The organism is Hyalangium versicolor, from assembly GCF_020103695.1.
GTDB classification, from domain to species: domain Bacteria; phylum Myxococcota; class Myxococcia; order Myxococcales; family Myxococcaceae; genus Hyalangium; species Hyalangium versicolor.
Map to the genome: position 1 here is coordinate 227,587 of NZ_JAHXBF010000011.1, position 20,631 is coordinate 248,217.

Below are 20,631 nucleotides of genomic sequence, written 5' to 3' on the forward strand. Positions count from 1 at the left end.
AGATCCAGCCAGCCCAGCAAATCCCAAAGAACGGTCGGGACCGCGCTTCCTCACAAAGGTCCTGAGGAGATTGAGATGAAGGCGATCGCGAAGCTGGGATTGTTGGTGTGCGGAATCACGCTCGGCACGGCATGTGGCCCGGAAATGCAAGGTGAGGAAGGGCAACCCGCCGAGGCATCTGAGCAGATGTCGCCGAAGCTCAAGGAGCTGATGCAGGGCGTCAATGGCAATGGCCAGTGTTGCATGGCTTGGTGCCGGACGGACGGGACCTACTACCACTACGGCAGCAGGGCCGTGACCCAGAACTGCACCTCATGGGTGCAGACGGTCTGCTCCAACCGCGGGCTCGTCTTCGTCGACGCCTACTGGGGCAGCTGCAACGAGGGCGGCGTCTACTGGCTGAGCTGAGCCCCTAGTCCACTCCCCGTGGACCCGGTGAGCGCGCGCTGCTAGAGGCGGCGCATGGATCACCCATCCGGACGTGGGCTGCTGGCGGGAGTGTTGGGGTTGGGAGCCCTTCTCCCCCTGGTGTGGCTCCTAAGCCAGCCCCCCAGCGTGCGAGGTAACGAGTCCCCCCCGGATGTCTTCTCCGCGGCCCGTGCGGGTGCACTCCGCGCGAAGCTGCTGGAGGGGCTCGGGCCTCATCGCGTGGGCCAGCCCAGCCTGCGCCAGCTCCGGGACCGGCTCCTGGTCGAGTTCCAGGGACTCGGCCTCACTCCAGAGGTGCAGTCCTCCTTCGTGTGCTCCTTCTATGGAAGCTGCGCCACGGTCGAGAACCTCCTGTTCCGCATTCCTGGAAGTGACCCGCCTACAGGCGGGCGCCGCGCCATCATGCTGGCGGCGCACTACGACTCGGTCGGGGCCGGGCCCGGCGCATCCGATGACTTCAATGGTACCGCGGCCATGCTGGAGATCGCTCGCATCCTGAAGTCGGGCCCTCCCCTCCGCAACGACGTCATCCTGCTGCTCACGGATGGAGAGGAAACCGGCCTGCTCGGCGCGCATGCGTTCGTTCGCCACCCCTGGGCCAATGAGGTGGCCGCTGTCATCAACATCGAAGCTCGCGGCACCTCGGGCCTCAGCCACATGTTCGAGACAGGCCCGGACAATGCCTGGCTGATGGCGCTGTACGCGCGGAGCGTTCCCAGGCCCTCGGCCAACTCCCTCGCCTATGCCGTCTACAAGCGGCTGCCCAATGACACGGACCTCACCGTGTTCAAGGCTCATGGCATCAACGGGATGAACCTGGCCAACATCGGTGACGTGGTCCACTACCACACGCCGCTCGATGACCTGGAGCACTCGGATCCGCGCACCCTCCAGCACCACGGAGATACGGCGCTCGCACTCGTGAAGGCCCTGGCGGGCACGGATCTCTCCGCCGAGCACAAGGGAGATGCCGCCTACGTGGATGTGCTCGGCCAGTTCGTCCTGCGCTGGCCGGTGGGGTTCACGCCCGTGCTGGCCGTACTCGGGCTGCTGCTCGTCGTCATCGGCGCATGGCGAGGAGCGCGCCAGGAGCCGCTCACGCTCCGGCAACTCGGATGGGCCAGCCTGGGCTGGTGGTGGCTGCTCGTGTCCTGCCTGCTCTCAGGCCTCGTCGTGTCGAGCCTCCTGGAGCGCACGGGCGCGGCCCCCGTGCCGTGGATCGCCCATCCGGCTGCGGCCTACGCGGCGTTCGGGCTGCTGCTGCTCGCGGGGCTCGTACCGGTCTGCAAGGTCATCCCCTCTCGAGCGAGCCCAACCGCCCGCTGGGCCTCGGGGTGGTGCTGGTGGGCGCTGCTGGTCACGGTGATCACCTTCCTCGCGCCCGAGGCCACGCCTTCGTTCCTCCTGCCGGTGCTCATCGCGGGACTCGCCGCGGTGCTCGCGCCTCTGGGCCGGCACCGGGCCGCGGCCGTGGGGGTGGGAACAGCCGGCGCGGGTCTCTTCCTTCTCCCCGTCTTCCTCTTCTTGATGGACAGCATGGGACTGCCCATGCTCGCCGCGGCCGGACTCCTCATCGGGCTGCCGCTGACCAGCCTGCTCCCGCTGGCCCCGGACAAGCTGCCGCGCGCGTGGACCCTCTTCGGCGCGCTCCTCGGAGGGGCCGTGGTGTTCGCCGTCTGGAGCAGCCTGCTCTCCCCCTACTCCGCGCAGGCACCGCAGCGCTTGAACCTCGTCTATCGCTTCGAACAGGACAAACAGTCGAGCCACTGGGCCCTGGAGGGCGATCTGAGTCGCGTGCCCGAGCCGCTCACGGAGTTCCGGTCCGGGACGCGCCAGAAGGTCACCCCGTGGACATCACAGCCCACCGCCATCACCGTTCCCGTGGAGGCCCCCGCGTTGACCGCGCCTGAGTTGGAGCCTCTGCGCATCACAACGACCACGGGAGGCAGGGACATCGAAGCGCAGCTGCGCTCTTCCCGGGGAGCCCGCATACTCTCCGTAGCCTTTCCTCCCACGGCGCGGATCACCTCTCTGCGCGTGAACGGAGAGACCATTCCAACTCCGTCCGAGCGCGTCAGCGCCCGGTCGAGCGGCTGGCGCCTCGTCTCCTGCGTGGCAGACGCACCCCAGGGGTGCCTGCTCCATCTGGTCCAGGAGGGAAGCGAGCCCATCGAGGCATTCCTCACGGATGAGTCCCCCGGTCTGCCCCCTGGAAAGTTCTCGCGCGGCGTCGGAGAGGCCGACTTCGTCCCGTCCCAGAACGGCGACGTGACGATCACCTCTCGCACCGTGAAGCTGTAGTCTCCTACAGGTTCCGGGCCGCAAGAAAGGACGTGGCCGTGTTCCAGATTCAATCCGAGAAAGAGTTCCTGAACGCCTTCCGCTCCCGGGATCGGAAGACCGTCGAGCTCCCCAAGGGCACCCGGTTCCCCCTCTTCGTTCGCGACTACCTGTCATGGGTGGACCCCTACGGCGTGCGCGTCTTCCTGGTGTTCAAGGCCCCCAGCAACGCGCGGCCCATCGGCATCGCCTTCCGCCGCGACCAGCAGGGAGACAAGACGCTGCACGGCCGGATGTGTGAATGGTGCCATGCCAACGGCACAGCGGATGTGATTGGACTGCTCACCACGGATCTGGACTCGAAGCGCCGGGTGGGCGTGAACCTGTGCCTCGATCTCCGCTGCAACGAGCGGTTGGAGACGATGGCGAACATGTCCGGCCGCAGTGCCGTGGATGATTCCAAGGAGCTGCTCGAGAAGATGGCCCGCTTCGCCAGCGAAGGCCTGGGGATCGACGCCAGCCGCTAGAGGGCTCCGGTTTGAATCAGGGCATGTCAGACCCCTGATGCACTTTCCGCCGCGTACTTGCTAAAAACAAGGAGCGGCGATGTACTCCCTTGCAGCGCGGCAGAGCGGCGGCACGGCCACGAACATCCTCGAGCGGGTCCGCCAGTGCGCGGCCTCCGTCACCCGGTATCCCCTCGACATCCTCACGGCGGAAGCGCAGCTGGAGGATGAGCTCGGCATCGACTCGGTGAAGCTCGCCGAGATCGCTGCCGTGGTCGGGCGCGAATTCAACCTCCCTCCCGAGCAGCTGCCCAAGAGCGGGAAGGCGCGGACGCTCGGCGCGATCGCGGACGTGGTGGCCCAGCAGCTTCCGAGCGAGGCGGCTCCGCTGCCACCGGCCGCACCGCCCCCGCAGGCTGCGCCGAACCTCGAACAGCGCGTGCGCGCCGTGTTCGCGCGCGTCACTCGCTACCCGGAGGAACTCCTCACCCTGGAGGCGGACCTGGAGGATGAGCTCGGGATCGACTCGGTGAAGCAGGCCGAGGTGCTGGCCGTGCTCACGAAGGAGCTCGGACTGGCTCAGGGCCCGGCTCCCTCCCGGAGGCTGCGGACCCTGGCCGCCATCTGTGAAGCGGCCCGCGAGCAGTTGGCCCCGGTATCTGCTCCCGCGGCGTCCTCGCGAGCGGTGAGCGCCCCTGCTTCTTCCGCCCCCATGGCTCCTGCGCCCGCGCCGGCCGCTCCGAGCCCTGCCCTGCCCTTCGCAGGGAAGATCGCGCTCGTCACCGGCTCAGGGAAGGGAATTGGCAAGGTGATCGCCGCCCGCCTGGCCCAGGCTGGGGCGACCGTGGTGGTGAACTCGTTCCACTCCCGAGAGGACGGCGAGAAGACCACGCAGGAGATCCTCGCTGCCGGCGGCAAGGCGCTCCACCTGTGGGGCTCCGTGGCCCAGGAGGATCACCTGGAGCGGATGTTCTCCACCCTCGACTCTCAGTTCGGGGGGCTCGACTTCCTGGTGTGCAATGCCTCCAACGGCCTCATCGGCCCCTTCAACCAGATCACCCCGCGCGACTGGGACAAGGCGTTCCGCACCTGCATCACCGGCACCTACGAGTGCGCCATGCGCGCTCGGCCGCTGATGGCTCGGCGCGGCGGAGGCAGCATCGTCACCCTGTCCACCTCCATGTCCCAGCGGTACATGCATGACCTGGGCTGCCAGGGCGTGGCGAAGGCCGCCGTCGAGTCGCTCACGCGCTACCTGGCCGCGGAGCTGGCCTCGGATCGGATCCGCACCAACTGCGTGTCCGCCGGCCCCGTGCATGGAGAGCTGCTCGGGATGTTCCCCGATGCCGCCAGCCGCATCGCGCGCTGGGAGGCGACCACTCCCGGCGGGAAGCTGTGCACCGCGGAGGATGTCGCCGACGTCACCGAGCTCCTGCTGGGGCCGAGGACGCAACGCGTGAACGGCGCCATCTGGGTGGTGGATGCCGGCCTGTCCGGAACCGTGGATGGACTGCTGCCGTCCTGAGCCTCTCCTCTGGAGCCCCTGCCATGCACTTCTTCGCAGTCCCGTACGACGTCCACTTCGACGACACGATGGCCTACGGGAGCCATCACTTCCTGACCAACTTCAAGTTCCAGTGCGCCGGCCGCGAGCACCTGCTCTTCAGCCCGCACTTCTTCGAGGTGCCGGAGTTCCGGCGCGACTTCGACCAGGTGCTCCTGCTCACCTACGAGGGTTACTCGCGCAACCTCGCTCCCGCCAACCTGGGCGATCGGCTCGTGGTGCTCACGTCCATCGAGGAGCGGGGAGAGCTCTCGCTGCGCTTCTGCTTCCGGACGCTGAAGAGCGATGGCACCCCGGTGGCCTGCGGGTACCAGACCGTCCTGTGCGCCGACAAGACGCACGGAACCTTGTGCGCGTTCCCCGAGTCCTTCCGGCGCTGCCTGGATGCGTTGACGAGCCTGCATGAGCCCGAGGCGCCCCAGAGCTTCAAGGACCATGCGCTGCGGGGCGGCGCCTCCGTCAACGCGCTGTTCCCCGAGCCGATCCGGCAACTCGCAAAGACGCTCCTGGCGGCTCCGGCCTCGATCGGTACCGCGCGGATGGTGGAGCATGCTTCGGCGCCCGTTGTGGCTCCCGTGCCTCCTCCGCCGAAACCAGCTCTTGAGCCACAACTGCCTCCCGGCTCCACGGCGCTCTTGTTTGCCGGACAGGGCACGTTCGACCCCGAACTCTTCGTCCAGTTGAAGGCGCTGCACCCGGAGCTGCGGGATGAGTTCGCGGGTGTGGCGAGCGCGTGCCAGGCACTCGGCCTCGATGCGGCTCCGTTGCTCGCGGCCCAGGATGCCGCTGCCGTCCAGCGAGCGCTCGAGCGCACTCCGCAGATCGACCAGATCGGCATCTTCCTGTCCGGTGTCCTCGGCGCCCGGTGGTTGGAGCGTCATGGGGCGCGCCCGGATGCATTCGTGGGACACAGCTTCGGAGAGATCGCCGCCATGACGGCGGCTGGGGCATTCGATCTGCGCACGGGTGCCGAGATCGTCTGCCAACGGGTCCGGGCGCTCCAGAGGGTCTCCGACGACTTCGGGACCCTGGCGGCCATTGCCCTCGGTGAAGCGGAGACGACTCGGGCCATCGCGGACTCCGAAACCCGGAACTTGGTGATCGCCGGGCGCAACCACTCCCGCCAGACCGTGGTGGCCGGTCCCCGAGCGGAACTCGAACGCCTGCGCACGCTCCTGGAGAACCGAGGACGGGGGTTCACCTTCATCTCCAGCCGCTACCCCTTCCACCATCCTGGCATGGCACCCGCCGCGGACGCCTTCCGGGCCGCGATCGCCAGAGTGGCCATGCGCCCTCCTCGGGGCCTCATCTACTCGCCCATCGAGCGACGCACGTATGCCAGTGGCCAGCAGGAGCTGACGCAGGCGCTGGCTTCCCACCTGGTGCGTCCCTTCGACTTCCTGGGAGCGGTGGAGACGCTGGCGCGCGCGGGCTGCACTCGCTTCGTGGACTGCGGGACGAGCGGGCGGCTGGCGCGCATCGTCCAGCGAATCCTCCCTGAGAACAGCCCCATCGAGGTGAGCGCCATCGGCGGCATGCTCCCGGCAAGCCCTGCTGCCAGCGAGCCTCCCCGTCCGGAGGTTGTGCCGACCACCAGGCCTGACGCTGCCCCTGGCGCGGACACGGCAGTGGCCGTGGTGTCCCTGGGGTGCATCCTCCCGGGGGGTGCTCGGGATCCTGAGACGTACTGGCAGCACATCCGACAGGGTGTCAGCGGCATCGTTGATCAGGGCCTGCTCCACCCCGAGTTGGTGACGGACTTCGCAGGCCCGGTGGGCACACCGGATCGCACCTATACCCTGCTCACAGGGCTCGTGCGGGACTCGGACCTGGTGCCACCACCGGGGTTCGACCCGGCCCGCTTCCAGCGCTACGTCCGGGAGCAAAAGCTGCTGTCCATTGCGCTCGCACAGGCCCTGCAAGGCCTGGAACGTGTTCCCGCACGATTGTCCGGCCGCATTCAGTGCCTGCTCGGCTCGACCGCGGACGGGTCCTCCGAGTACGACGCCGCGCTGTGCCTGGAGGCTGGAGAAGCCCTGCTGCACGCGCAGGGAGAGAGCAACCCGGGCATCTCCGCCTTTGCTCGTGCGGCACGGACTGCCCTCGGGGTGGAGTCCCACTCCGACGAGCTGGCGCCGCACCCCATCCTCCAGTCCGTGGTCACGGACCTGGTTGGACGCGAGATCCCCACGGTGCTCATCGACGCGGCCTGCGCATCCTCGCTCTACGCCATCGCGCTGGGCATGAAGGCGCTCGAGCTCGGTGAGGCCGACCTCGTCCTGGCGGGCGGAGTCTTCTCTCCGGGCCCGAGCAACAGCTGCCTCTTCTCGCAGTTCAAGGGACTCTCCGCCACTGGGAGCCGGCCCTTCGACGAGCGCGCGGACGGCGTCATCTTCGGTGAGGGCTCGGGCGTGGTGGGCCTGATGCGACTGGCGGACGCCGTCGCCTCCGGGCTCCGAGTCCACGCCATCATCCGAGGCGCGGGACTCTCCAGTGATGGGCGGAGCAGCTCGGCGAATGTCCCTCGCTCGGAGGGTCAGGTGGCCGCGATGGAGGCCTGCTACACGGCGGCCCACGTCGAGCCCTCCACCATCCAGTACATCGAAGCACACGGGACGGCGACGCCTGCTGGGGATGCCACCGAACTCAAGTCGATCGCTCGGGTCTTCGGCGGCAAGCGGCGCGGCATCCAGCTCTCCAGCGTCAAGGCCTTGATCGGACATGTTGGCTGGGCGGCGGGGGCTGCCTCGGTCATCAAGCTGTGCAAGGCCCTGGAGCACCGGCTCTTTCCGCGGCAGTCCAACTTCGAGCGACCCGGCTCCGCGTTGAGCGCGCTCGGGCCGGACTTCGAGGTGAGCACGCGCGAACAGCCGTGGCCGGAGAATGGGGAGAATCCCCGCCGCGCCGCCACCAACGGCTTCGGCTTCGGCGGCACCAATGCTCACCTGGTGCTGGAGGAGTACCGGGGCGACGTGCTCGCACCGCGTCCCCGGATCCCTCCGACCGAGGCGAACGAGCTGGTGGTGGTGGCCGCGGAGGGTCTGTTCCCGAATGCGCGGGGCGTTCCCGTAGCGGGAGTGCCTACCGAAGTGGGGCCACGCTTCGACACTGGCTCCATCCGCCTGCCCTCCTCGGTGCGCCTGTTGCCGGACATCTCCGAGGACATGGATCCGACCCAGAGCCTGGGACTCACCGTCGCCAGCTCTCTCGTGCAGAAGCTCGGTGTCTTCGACACGGTGCGCTCGGGCACCGCGATCGTTCTCGGGCTCGAGGGGAAGACCCGCCGCGGCGTGGAGGCCACCCAGCGTGTGCTGGCCACTTCCACCCTGCGCCGGATCCGCGAGTTCACCCAGCGCGCTCCGGAGTTCGCCTCGGTTCTGCCCCTGGCGAACCGCCTCCACGAGGCCATCCAGGGTTCGGTGCGTCCCTCGGGGCCCTACACCCTCCAGGGGATGATGCCCAACGTCACCCCCGGTCGCATCGCGGGTGCACTCGACACCAAGGGCCCGAACTTCGTGATCGACGCTGGGGCCGCTTCGCTGGCCGAGGCACTTCGAGCCTCGCGCGGACTGATGGAAAGCGGGTTCGAGCTGGTGCTCGTGGGCAGCACGCATGTCCTCCGGCCAGGGGAGGAAGGTCAGGGATCGTCCCAGCCTGCCGAGGGTGTGGCGATGCTGGCAGTCACCACGGCTGTGAAGGCCGAGCGACTGGGACTGAAGCCCCTGTGCCATCTCCGACTGTCGGCTGACGTTCAGCAGCACTCCGGAGCGCGCATCGAGCTTCCGCCCCACTCGGCTGGGGAGAGCCTGGAGGTCCTCCGCTCGGTGATGGCCGCCACGGCGGGGCGTGCCACCACGCTCCTCTTCCACCCGAACGCCGCAACGGGTGCTCGCCTCGAGATCCAGCTCCTACCCACAGAAGCCGCGGGCGTTCCTCGCGCTCTGCTCCAGGAGACACAGGGCTCGCAACCGGCCCAGCAGGCGGCTCCTGCCCCTGCGGCTCCTGCCCCGGAGTCATCGGGAGGCTTCGATCATACGGCGCAAATCCGGTACCACGCGCCTGTACTCGTCGAACGCCAGGCCCGCGCCACCCGGCCTCCATCCTGGCGCGGCAAGCGAGTGCTGTTCATCGCTCAGGATGAGACCCTGGCAGGAGAGCTTGCATCCCATGCGGACGCGCTGTGTGGCTCTGAGCACCTCATCCTCTGCGCGGGAACTTCCTTCGCCAGTGGAAGAATCCGCCGCATCGACCTCACGCGTGAGGAGACAGCACAGGCGGGCATTGAGGCGCTCGGCTTTGAACCGCAGGTCATCCTCTCGGTCTGCCGGCTCGAGTCCGGAGCGGGTGAGTCCTCCGTGGTCAGCGATACGGCCCTGCGCCACGAGGCACTGGAGCTGCTCTTCCTCGCCGCACGCCGCGCCTACGAACGCTTGAGCGCTGGCGAAGTCGAGTTGGGGAGCCTGTGCATCGGCGGAGTGGGCCCACGCAGGACCCTGCACCCCGTGACGGGGCTGTTCGCCGGCATGCTCAAGTCTCTCGGACGTGAAGTCCCGGCCCGAAACGTTCGAGCCATCTCCACTACCCTGCTCTCGCTCCCGGCAGCGCTCCAGCTCGTCGCCACGGAGTTCGGCTCGGAGGAGGAGGGCGGTTCCTCGATCGAGGTCTGCTTCGATGGGCCGCAGCGCTGCGTCCGCCGCCTCCGTCCTACGGAAGTCACGGCAGATCCCGCTCCGTCGCTCGATGCACGCTCGGTGGTCCTGCTCACAGGAGGCGGACGCGGAGTGACAGCGGTCCTTGCGGGTGCACTCCTGAAGCGGTACGGGTGCAAGGTCGTCCTCATCGGCCGAAGCGATCCAGACGAGGCACCCGAACGCATCCGTCAAGCTCGCGAGGAGGAGCTCCCACAGGTGGAGCGGGAGTTCTACGCCTCGGAGCTGGCCAATAACCGCGCGACGAAGATGCCCGAGCTGCGCAAGCGGTTCGAGCGCTACCTGGCCGCGCGTGAACTGAGGACCACGCTCGAGGGGATCGCGAGGCTCCCCGGACAGATGGTCTACCGGGTCGCGGATGTGACGCGGCCCGAGGAGGTCGAGCGGGTAGTGCAGGAGATCGCCCGTGAGCACGGCCGCCTGGACCTGGTGGTGCACGGCGCCGGGACCCAAACATCCAAGAAGCTGAACCGCAGGCGGCTCGACGAACTGCGGACCAACCTGGACACCAAGCTCCTCGGCCTGCGGAACCTCCACGAGGCCTGCACGCGTGGCTTCACACGCCCCGTACCGTTCCATGTCCTGACCTCCGCGTTCAGCTTCATCGGCAACGACGGTCAGGCGGACTACGGAGCGGCCAACGAGGCACTGGATCGGCTCTGCGCCTGGGTCAGCGACACCCGCCAGGAGGTCCGCTGGTGCAGCGTGGGGTGGTTGGCGTGGGACGGCATCGGGATGACGCGAGGCTCGGAGTACCGCGTACTCGGAGCCAGCCGCCAGCTCCGAGGGATCCGCGCCGAGGAGGGTGAGGCGCTCTTCCTCCAGCTCATCGACGGCCGACCACGCGAGCCCATCAACGTGCAGCTCACTGAGAGCGAGCGCGCCTACTACAGCCTGGAGCTGCTGCCTGCGGAGGCTCCGGCTCCGAAGAAGGCGGGGCCCGTGCGGCGGGAGCTCGTCGTCGACGCGACGAGCCTCCCCTGCCTGGAGGATCACCTGGTCCGCGGCACACCCACGCTGCCTGGGGCCTGGGCACTGGACCTGATGCTGCAGGCCGCTCTGGGAGATGGGCGGCCGGAGTTGCGCACCGTCACCATCGAGGACGTGCGGTTCTCGCGCTTCATCCGCGTCAAGCCCGGGGGGCGGCAGCTGCTGCGAGCCGAGTGCACCCCGCTCGTTGACGAGCCGGGCCGCTATTGCGTGCAGGTCCAGCTGACCGGAGATGTGACGCATGCCTCCGGGGTGGTGCTGGAGCGGGATCTCATCTACGCCGAGGCCCGCTTCACGTTGACGGCGGAGCCTCCTCGGGGCCTGCCACAGCTCGAGAAGGCCATGCCCTCCGGGAGCGGCGTGAGCGTCCGAGATCCCCACTGCGTCACCGGGTCTCCTGTCGAGCTGCGGAAGATGTTCGACTGCCTGGAGGAGATCCGGCTCGAGCCGACGGCCCGCTTCGCACGACTGGGCCTGCCGACATCGCCGCAACAAGCAGGGAGCAGCGTTCCAGCGCTCGTCCTGGATGCCGCCCTGCGACTGAGCACGATGCACGCGGCAGGAGTCTCGGACGCCGTGTTCGTACCCATCCAACTCCGGCGGACGACGTTCGACCGGGAGCTGGTGGAGAGCCATGGCGGTGCGCGGCGCCACCTCTCCCTGAAGGCCCTCCCCCCGAAGGTGCAGGGGGACGTCGTTCAGTGCGGCAGCGTCGCGGCCATCGACGAGGCGGGACGCGTGCGGATGTTGTTCGAGGGCGGGCTCGCCCGTCCCATGGCCTGAGACACCTCTTCATCGGACGAACCCATGAGCTCTTCTTCTCTCCGGACAAACCCCATCTCCGTCCATGACTTCCGTCAGCTCCGCACCGAGCTGCGACGGGCCATGCCTCCTGAAGCCTTCCAGCCGCAGCCGCTGCGCGGGGTGCTCGCGCTCGCGCTCGTGCCTGTGGAGATCGCTCTGATGTGGACGGTGTGCCAGGAGTGGATGCCCTGGTGGGGCTGCCTCCTGCTCTCATTCGTGCTCGGACAGCTCCTCACCACGGTGGGCCTGGCGGCGCATGAGGCACTGCACCACTCGGTGTTCCGCAGCCGGGTGCTGGAGGACATCCTGGGCTGGGCCGGTTTCAGCCCGTGGCTGGTGACACCGGGGACGTGGCGCGCATGGCACGTCCAGGCGCACCACAGCGCCGCGAACATCCATGTCCGGGACCCAGACGTGCTCCCGCGCCAGGAGGAATGGCTCACCCAGCGGTTCGCGAAGCTGTTCCATGCCATCTCCCCGGGCTCGGGCTCGTGGATCAGCTTCATCAGCTTCAGCTTCTTCTTCACGGCTCAGGGGCAGGCCTTCTTGTGGCATCACAGCAACCTGCCCCAGCACCAGCAGGTGCGCATGAGCCGGACGCGGGAGCGGATCCTCACCGTGCTGCTGGCATTGGGTTGGGGCACGCTGGGCTGGGCCATGGGACCACGGGGAGCGATTTACGCGATCCTCCTGCCCCATCTCTTCAGCAACGCCACGCTGATGATCTACATCGCCACCAACCACTGGCTCCTGCCTGCATCCCAGGATACGGACAACCCGTTCGTGAACACGGCGAGCGTGGAGACGCACCCGGTGATGGACTTGATTCACCTGCACTTCAGCCACCACCAGGAGCACCACATCTTCCCGGCGATGAGCCCGAGGTTCGCGCCACTGCTGCGCAAGCACCTGCGCGCGATCAACCCCGAGGCGTCCATCGTTGCTCCACACCTGAAGGCCTTGCGCACGCTCTTCTCGCGCCCAGCCCTCTACAGGGATGGACAACACTTCACGGGGCCGGATGGCACGAGCGCGGTGAGCACTGCGGAGCTGCGACACAGGCTCGAGTAAACATCGCCTCAAGACTTGGGGCCCTGCACGTCCTCGCGCCTGAGCCTCAAGCTGAACTCCACCAGCGTCCGCTCGATGCTCCGAAGCCCTTCCACCACGGAGCGAGCCACGGCCCTGGGATTGCCAAACGTGAACGCTCTTTGGGTATTGCCCTCCACGAGGATGGACTCGAGCAACGCCACCTCGCGCGCCTGCTGCTCCACCACCACGCTCTCCACGAGAGGGCGCATACCGGCTATCGCCTCAGGAGAGAGACGCAACTCCTGGAGGCTTCGCTCCATCTGCTCCTGCCGGATCCTCACGAAGGTCCGCAGCTTCTCCTCGGGAGTGGAGGAACCTCTGACAGCCGCCTCGAGCTCAGCGAACAACTCCTTCCGGACCTGCCTCACCACCGCGCTGAAGAGCTCTGCCTTGCTCTCGAAATAGAAGGAGATGAACCCCTGCCCGAGCCCCGCGCGCCGGGCAATGTCTTCCAGGGAAGACTCCAGGAAACCGTACCGGGCAAAGGACTTCCTGGCGGCGGCGAGAATCGCGGCACGGTGCTTCTCGTTCAAGGAGAGGATCATCATGGCTACATGGAGAAGCCCACGGCGACGCTGGGGAGGAGCTTTCCCGTCTCCGGGCTGCGAGTCACTTCAACCCCCACCGCGGGAATGGCCACGCTTCGGAGATACACCCGGAACCCGACGCCGGGCGCGGCGTACCGTGTCAGCGACTCCTCCAACTGCACCCGGCCCACATCCACGAAGGCATGAGCAGTGACGGTCGCCAGGCGGGGGCTCCAGAGGGGCACCTGATACTCGAGCGTCAACGTGCTCACGGTATCGCCCCAGAGCGTATCCTGGGCGAAGCCGCGGCTCCCCGGGCGGCCTCCGAGCAGCTGCGCATCCAGAACGGGATCTCCATGCCCCTGGATGTGGCTGCCTGCCAGCGTCAGCGCGTGGTTGCCGAACAGCGGCAGCGTGTAGCTGGCAAAGACGGAGAGCTGGCGCAGCTCACGCGAGGAGCCCAGGAAACCCAGCCCCTGGCGATAGCTCACCAGGGCTGCGAGGCCCTCATTGAAATAGAAGTGGAAGTCCTGGCCCAGGTACTCCGCCGTGAGGCTCACCCCATACGCCTCCCCGGGCTCCGGCGTGGCAGCTCCGCCCGCCAACGGAAGGGGCTTGTTGGTGAGGGCGAACGGTCCCGCGCCCACGTTCAGCGCCGACGTCAGCTGATAGCCGAGCGAGCCCGAGATGTCGAAACGCCGGTCGGTATATGCATCCACGACAATGTCGTCGAGGCGCCGCTCCCGATCCTTCTTCGCAAACTGGAACCAGAGACGGCCCGTCCAGAGGCTGCCGGCGATCCCCGGATCCCGGTACATCGAGATCACCGAGCCACCGCGGTTCCCCGCCAGCCCTCCGAAGACCAAGGTCTTGTTGAGGCCGAACAGGTTGCTCTCGACGGCAAAGACTCCCGCCTGCCACTGCCCCTCGCTGGAGCTGAAGATGGGAAAGGGCAACAGGGTCCAGCGCTCCTCCACCTGGACCTGGAGCGCGACGCCCGTGCCTTCAGGGCGAGTGTGGACCTCCACGCTCTTGAAGAGCCTCAGGTTGAGCACCCGCCGCTTCAGCTCTGCTCCGGAGCTGGCGGTGAACACATCCCCAGGGGCGGTCTGCAGCGCATGGAGGATGACGGAGTCTCGCGTCCGGGTGTTGCCGCTGACCTCGATGCGTTCGATGCGCCCCGTGGGCTCCTCGGGCGGAGCAGCCTGCGCCTCGACTTCCAATCCGCCGGGGGCCGGGACGGGGAGCGGCTCGGGCTGCGGCTCCTGGGCCGAAGCCAGACCAGGGAATCCCACCCCGTGAAGCACGGCGACCAGACACACCCGGCGGAAGAGTCGAATCATGGAGAAGGGTTCCCCGAGAGCTCGAAGAGGCCCATCGCACGCGCCAGGGCCAATCGAGAGAGTTGCACATTGAGGGACTCGGCCACAAAGCCCAGCTCCGCACTCGCGAGCGTCGCGTTGACATCCGTCACCTGCAGGTACGTCGTCGCCCCCGCATCGAAGCTCGCCTTGGCCAGCCGAGCGCTCTCCCGGGCAATCTTCGCCCGCTCCTCGGCCGTGGAGAGGTTGGCCTCCGCGCTCTCCAGCGCGTACCGGGCCTTGCGAACCTCATCCCGAATCTTCAGCTCCGTGCCCCGCAGGTTGGCATTCGCCTCGGCGATCTTCGACGAGGCCTCGCTCAGCTTCGCCTCACGCAACCCTCCATCGAGCAGCGTCCACGACAGGGACAACCCCAGAGTCCACGTGGAGGATGCGCCCGTCAGGCCCGCGGCGTTGCTCGCCGAGTAGTTCGCCGTGGCATAGAGGTTGGGCAGGTACTCGAAGAGCACCTGCCGGTGGCCGGTTCGAGCGATGTCCACGTTGAGGCGCGCGGCCGAGACATCCGGACGCTGCTCGAGGGCCTTCTCTTCCGCCCGGTCCAGGTTGGCGGACTCGGGAGGCGCGGTGAACTTCGCGCCCTGAGGAGTCACCACCTCGAAATCCACGGAGCGCCCGAGCAGCACGGCCAGCGCGCTCTTCGCGGTGGCATAGTCGCTGCGGCTGCGGACCAGTTCCTGCTCGGCCTGCTTGCGGTCCAGGGTCGCGCGCAGGACGGCCAGCTTCTCCGCGTCCCCGACTTCGAAGCGAGCCTGGGCATCGCGCTCGAAGCCCCGGCGAACCTCCAGGAGCTGCTCCCTCACCGCCAGGGACTCCCGCAGGCTCGCGGCGCCGAGATAGGCCTGGGCCACGCCAAAGAGGATCTCCCGGCGGGTGTTCTCCGTGGTCAGTTCCGCCGTGCGCTCACCCAGGTATGCACCCTGGATTGCGGGCCAGAGCGTGGGGACGAGCAGCGCCTGCCGCGCAGAGAGCTGCCCGGAGAGCTGGTTCTGCTTCTGGAGGACAACAGGCTCTGGGAAGCCGGGGAACTCGAACGACACCTCCTTGGGGTTGTGGATGTACGAACCGCCCGCGGTGATGTTGGGCAGATAGCCGGACCAAGCCTTGTTCCCGAGCAGCCGGGACTGCTCCAACCGAGCCCGGGCGGCCTCGAGGCTGGGGTTCTGCTTCTCCGCGAGCAAGATGGCCTCCTCGAAGGTGAGCAGCGGCAGCGAAGCCCCCGCGGGAGCGGGAGCCGCCACCTCGGAGGTGGGAGCACGCACCGGGGCATCGGAGGAACTGGGAGCCTGCGTCAGCAGGAAACTGGAGAGAAGGGTCCGGAGGAACATGGTGAAAACCGTTGTGAAAGTGCTGGCAAGCGAGAGGACACACGAAGGGCGTTGCGGTCCCGGGTGGGAGACCGGAAGGTCGACACGGAAAGCAGTGAAAGGGGCGAGGCCAGGGGTCCGAGCGCCCTGAGAAGGACCCCACGAGCCTCTGTCAGTGCGGCAGGTTGTTCACGGCTCTCAGCAGCCGCTCCACGATCTGGAAGGCCATCGTCTCTTCCTGCTCGTCCATGGACTGGATGATCCAGCCCAACCCTCCTTCCATGATCTCGTAGATCTCAGCGTAGAGCTTGCGCCCCTCGTCGGTGAGCGTGACGATGACGGTGCGCCGGTCTTCGGGGGAGCGCTCTCGCTGGATGAGCCCTCGCTTCTCAAGCCGATCCACTACACCCGTGATGCTCTTGTCGTGGATCTGCGCCCGCCGGGAGAGCTCCCCGGTCTGCAAGGGGCCGTCATATCCCAGCCAGACAATGACGTTGTGCTGGGTGGAGCTGATGTCCCACTGCTTGTCGAGCTCGACCATGGGATCCTTGCGCTCGGAAAGGGTCCGCTTGAAGTCCATCACCTTCTGGATGAGCAGGGCGGCGCGCTCGCGCGATTCACGGGTGGGTTGGGCATCTTCCGCGGGCTCTTTCTTCGCTTTCTTCTTCATGGGGCCCCTTCTTCCACGGGGTGATGAGGGGCACCATAGCGGGCCTTGCGGCGCTTGAAGCGCTCAGAAAGCCCATCCAGCAACGAATAGACGACGGGAACCACCCCCAGGGTGAGCACGGTGGAGGTAACCAGGCCGCCGATGATGACGAGCGCCATGGGCACGCGGGACTCCGCGCCGTCTCCCCGGGCCAGGGCCACCGGCACCATGCCGGCGATCATCGCCACGGTGGTCATCAGGATGGGCCGCAACCGGACGGGAGCCGCCGCCAGGAGCGCCTCGCGAGTGCTCTTGCCCTCCTCGCGCATCTGCTGGGTGAAGTCCACCACGAGGATGCCGTTCTTCACCACCAGGCCCATCAACATGATGATGCCGATGAAGCCGAACATCGACATGGCCTGTCCCGAGATCAGCAGGGCCCCCACCGCTCCGATGAAGGAGAAGGGCAAGGAGACCATGATGGTGAAGGGGTGGATGTAGCTCTCGAACTGCGCGGCGAGGATCATGTAGAGCAGCACGATGCCCAGCAGGAGCGCCTGGACGAAGGCACCCACCGTCTTGTTCAGCTCCTTCGCGTTGCCCGCAACCTCGGAGGTGATGCTCGGGGGCAGCTCCTTCTGGGCCTGGGCATTGAGGAAGTTGATGGCCTCACCCAGGCTGTAGGTGCCCGCCAGGTTGGCCAGCATGGTGATCTGCCGCTTCTGGCTCTGCCGGTTGATCTGCACCGGCCCCTCGGAGCGGATGACGCGGGCAATGGTGCGCAATTCCACGAGGGTGCCGTCCGCGGCGCGCACGGGGAGCTGCCCCAAGGCATCTTCCGAGGCGAGCATCGCGTCAGGCAGACGCAGCGTCACCTCGTACGTCTCGCCCTTCTCGCGGTAGTCGGCGAACTTGTCCTTGCCCAGGAAGGCGCGCAGCGTCGAGCCGAGCTGGGCGGAGACGATGCCCAACTGCGCGGCGCGCTCACGGTCCACCTCCACGTCGTACTGCGGCTTGCCCGAGCGGTAGGTGGTGTCCACGTCCACCAGCCCCGGGTTCTTCAGCATGACCTGGCGCATGGTCTCCGAGGCGGCAATGAGCTCCTTCCAGTCGTCCCCGCGCAGGTTGAACTGCACGGCCTGGGTGGCGCCGCCACCACCGACGGAAGAGACATCCAGGAAGGCGACGTTGACATCCGAGCGCTGCGGGAGGCTCTGGCGCAGGTAGTCCTTGAACTCCTCCTGGGTGAACTTCCGCTGCTTGACGGGGACGAGGTTGACGAGGATCTCCCCCTTGTTCACCTGCTCCTGGACGCCTCCACCGATGGTGATGAACGTCGACGCGACGCCCGGCACCTGCCGCACCTGATCGTCCAGTTCCTCGACGATCTTCTGGGTGTCCTCCAGCCGGGAGCCGATGGGCAGCTCCACGGCGACGCGAATGTTGCCGTTGTCCGACGCGGGGATGAAGGTGAACTTCAGCAGGCCCGCCATGAACACGGTGAGCACCAGGACGCCCATGGCGATGCCCAGCGAGAGCCAGCGCCAGTCCAGGATCTTCCCCAGGATCTTGCGATACCCGTTCTCGATGCCGATCAGGCCCCGCTCGATGGCGGCGCTCACCCGGTTGCCCGGGCCGGCATGCTCCCGCAGGATGCGGCTGGAGAGCATGGGGGTGAGGATCATCGACACGGCGTAGGAGATGATCACCGACACGGCCACGGTGACGCCGAATTGGAAGAAGAACTGGCCAATCATTCCCTGCATGAAGGCCACGGGGATGAACACCGCGACGATGGCCAGCGTCACCGCGAGCACCGCCACGGCAATCTGTCCGGTGCCCTCGAGCGCCGCCTGGGCGGGCGTCTTCCCCTCTTCCATGTGACGCACGATGTTCTCGATGACCACGATGGCGTCATCGATGAGCAGGCCGATGGACAGCGTCAGCGCCAGCATCGTGATCATGTTGAAGGTGAAGCCGAGCACCGCCATGACGGCGAAGGTGCCAATCACGGAGATGGGCAGCGCGATGGCCGCCACGAGGGTGGAGCGCAGGTTGCGCAGGAACACGAGCACGATGACGACGGCGAGCACGCCGCCCAGGATCATGTCGAACTGCACGCTGGCGATGGACGCCCGGATGAAGCGCGAGTTGTCCGACACCGTCGAGACCCGGACGCCCCGGGCCTCCAGGGAGGTGTTGAGCTCGGCCAGCGAGTCCGTGACGTTGCGGGCCACCTGCACGGTGTTGGAGCCGGACTGCTTGCGGATGATGAGGGCCACGGCGCTCGCGCCCGCCTCGCTGGCGGAGCCTCGCGCCTCCTCGGGGCCGTCCACCACGCTGGCGACATCACGCACGCGGATGGGCGCTCCCTGGGGGCTGGCGATGATGAGGTTGCGCAGCTGCTCCACGCTCTTCACCTCGGAGGTCATCCTCACCACGCGCTCGCGCCCGCTGTCGATGGCGCGGCCTCCCGGAACATCCAGGTTCTGCGCGGCGACCGCCTGGCTCACGTCGCTGATGCCCAGCCCGTAGCCGCGCAGCCGCTGCGGATCCACCACGAGCTGGACCTGCCGCTCGCGCCCACCGACGACGGTGATGCTGCCCACGCCGTCCTGCCGCTGGAGCGCGGGCTTCACCACGTCCTCCGCCACGCGCGTGAGCTCTTCGATGGGCAGCGAGCCGGCGAGCGACAGCGTGAGGATGGGCGCCGCGCCGATGTCGAACTTCTCCACGACGGGCGTCTCGATTTCGTCGGGCAGTTGCTGGAGCGTGGCCTGCACTCGGTCTCGCACGTCCTGGGCGGCGATCTCCGGGTTGGTGCCGAGCGTGAACTGGACGGTGACCTGGCTGACGCTCTCCATGCTGACGGAGTTGAGCGTGTCCACGCCATTCAGCGTGTTGACAGCCTCCTCGAGAGGATCCGAGATGTTCTTCTCGATGGTCTCGGGATCAGCGCCAGGCAACAGCGTGGTCACCGTGACGACGGGGAACTCCACGTCCGGGAACTGATCCACGCCGATGCGGGGGTAGGAGAAGACTCCGAAAACAACCACCGCCGCCATCAGCATGGTGGTGAAGACGGGGCGAGCGATGAAGGTTTTGAGGGGACTCATGGGGGCCTCGGAGGTGCTCGCTCGGGACTACTGGGTCACCCGGACGGCGGAACCGTCCTTCATGGGAAGGCTCGCGTCCGCCACGACCCGCTCCTGGGCCGTCAATCCCTCGAGCACGTGCACGTAGCCGGGCATCACGCTCCGCACCTTCACCTCGCGGCGCTCCACCCTGCCGTCCAGGATGACCCACACCACGCCGTCCTGGCCCTGGCTGCTCACCGCCTCGGCGGGGAGGAACACTCCCTTGGGAGTGCTCGCCTCAGGCGCCGCGGTGGAGAAGTCGAGCTCCACGAGGGCTCCTGGTCTGAAGGCCACCTTCTCCTGGCCACGGAGGACATCGGCGAGAACCTCCACCGTTCGCGTCTGGGGATCGATCACGCCTCCCACCGTGCGCACCCGGGCCTCGAAGCGGGCACCGGTCGGGCTCAGCGTGCCTTTGGCCACACTCCCGGCCTGAACGGAGTCGATGATGGTCTCCGGCACCTGCGCGCGCACCTCGATGCCTTCCAGATCCACGAGGGTGAAGATGGCCGTGGAGGTGTTGACCATGTCTCCCACGTGCTTGGTCCGCGCGGTGATGACGCCGTCGAACGGAGCCACGATGGAGGCATCGCTCAGCATCTGCGAGGCGTTCTTGAGCGCGGCGCCGGACTGGGCCGCCGAGGCCCGGGCCTGACGGAAGGCAATCTCCGCCTTCTCCAGCGTGGACTTCGGGACGCTGCCCGACTCAGCGAGTTTCCGGGCACGCTCCACCTCGAGGGTGGCGCCATCCAGCACGGCCTCGGCCGCGGCCTTGGAGGCACTCGCCTGCTCCACCGAGATGGAGAGGCTCGCCGTGTCGAGTTGGGCCAACACCTGCCCCTTCTTCACCCTGTCGCCCACGTCCACGAGCACCCGGGTCAGCGGCCCCGAGCTCCGTGAGGCCAGCGTCGCTTGCTGCCGGGAGCGAAGGTGACCGGTGGCGCTCATCACATTCGCATCCAGCTTCGTGGCGGGTGCGATGGCCTTCACGCCCATGGCCCTGGGAGCCGCGCTGGCGCTCGGGGAGGGAAGGGACGCGGCGGCTCCTCCCTTCGAACAACCGGACGCCGCCACCGCCACCGCCACCAACGCTCCCTTCAACCCGATTCGCATCTTCACGGCTTCACGCTCCTGCCTCGGCTGTTCCCGCGGGTGCCCTGGTCAGCACCCGCATCCACGGTGCGAAGCAATATACCCTCGGACAGATATCCTGCAACACAGGATATCTGCTGAACGGTTATTCTCGAAAAGGGGTGTT

Annotated in this window: 12 protein-coding genes; 6 read left to right on the forward strand and 6 right to left on the reverse strand. The window is 67.5% G+C overall.

Annotation, left to right across the window (positions count from 1 at the left end; translation table 11 throughout):
- Nucleotides 1-75: 75 nt before the first annotated feature.
- The 6 genes from KY501_RS23750 to KY501_RS23775 all read left to right on the forward strand — a co-directional run bounded on the left by KY501_RS23750 (nt 76) and on the right by KY501_RS23775 (nt 12,353).
- Complete coding sequence (locus KY501_RS23750) at nt 76-408, forward strand: hypothetical protein (protein ID WP_224365532.1); 333 nt, start codon at nt 76-78, stop codon at nt 406-408.
- Between the two features lie 54 nt (nt 409-462).
- Entirely contained in the window at nt 463-2,730 is a 2,268-nt protein-coding gene (locus tag KY501_RS23755) for a M28 family peptidase (protein WP_224365533.1), read from the forward strand.
- Nucleotides 2,731-2,768: 38 nt separating this feature from the next.
- Nucleotides 2,769-3,236, forward strand: coding sequence for an FBP domain-containing protein (locus tag KY501_RS23760; RefSeq protein WP_224365534.1), 468 nt, complete (start codon nt 2,769-2,771; stop codon nt 3,234-3,236).
- Nucleotides 3,237-3,315: 79 nt separating this feature from the next.
- Nucleotides 3,316-4,740: an SDR family oxidoreductase gene (locus KY501_RS23765; protein WP_224365535.1), complete on the forward strand. Its 1,425-nt coding sequence runs from the start codon at nt 3,316-3,318 to the stop codon at nt 4,738-4,740.
- A 23-nt stretch (nt 4,741-4,763) separates the two neighbouring features.
- Entirely contained in the window at nt 4,764-11,261 is a 6,498-nt protein-coding gene (locus tag KY501_RS23770; protein ID WP_224365536.1) for a type I polyketide synthase, read from the forward strand.
- A 24-nt stretch (nt 11,262-11,285) separates the two neighbouring features.
- On the forward strand, nt 11,286-12,353 hold the full coding sequence (locus tag KY501_RS23775) for a fatty acid desaturase family protein (RefSeq protein WP_224365537.1): 1,068 nt from the start codon (nt 11,286-11,288) through the stop codon (nt 12,351-12,353).
- Between the two features lie 8 nt (nt 12,354-12,361).
- On the opposite strand, the gene KY501_RS23780 is transcribed toward KY501_RS23775, so the two are convergent.
- The 6 genes from KY501_RS23780 to KY501_RS23805 all read right to left on the reverse strand — a co-directional run bounded on the left by KY501_RS23780 (nt 12,362) and on the right by KY501_RS23805 (nt 20,486).
- Complete coding sequence (locus KY501_RS23780) at nt 12,362-12,907, reverse strand: TetR/AcrR family transcriptional regulator (protein WP_224365538.1); 546 nt, start codon at nt 12,905-12,907, stop codon at nt 12,362-12,364.
- 17 nt (nt 12,908-12,924) lie between these two features.
- Entirely contained in the window at nt 12,925-14,244 is a 1,320-nt protein-coding gene (locus tag KY501_RS23785; protein WP_224365539.1) for a POTRA domain-containing protein, read from the reverse strand.
- Complete coding sequence (locus KY501_RS23790; protein WP_224365540.1) at nt 14,241-15,608, reverse strand: TolC family protein; 1,368 nt, start codon at nt 15,606-15,608, stop codon at nt 14,241-14,243. The genes KY501_RS23785 and KY501_RS23790 overlap by 4 nt, the downstream gene beginning before the upstream one ends.
- 151 nt (nt 15,609-15,759) lie before the next feature.
- Nucleotides 15,760-16,257 carry a MarR family winged helix-turn-helix transcriptional regulator gene (locus KY501_RS23795; RefSeq protein ID WP_224365541.1) on the reverse strand — a complete coding sequence of 166 codons (498 nt, stop codon included), beginning with the start codon at nt 16,255-16,257 and terminating at the stop codon, nt 15,760-15,762.
- On the reverse strand, nt 16,254-19,352 hold the full coding sequence (locus KY501_RS23800) for an efflux RND transporter permease subunit (RefSeq protein WP_224365542.1): 3,099 nt from the start codon (nt 19,350-19,352) through the stop codon (nt 16,254-16,256). Before KY501_RS23800 ends, KY501_RS23795 begins: the two co-directional genes overlap by 4 nt.
- A gap of 27 nt (nt 19,353-19,379) precedes the next feature.
- Nucleotides 19,380-20,486 (reverse strand): efflux RND transporter periplasmic adaptor subunit, encoded by a 1,107-nt coding sequence (locus tag KY501_RS23805; protein ID WP_224365670.1) that lies wholly within the window; start codon nt 20,484-20,486, stop codon nt 19,380-19,382.
- Nucleotides 20,487-20,631: the final 145 nt, after the last annotated feature.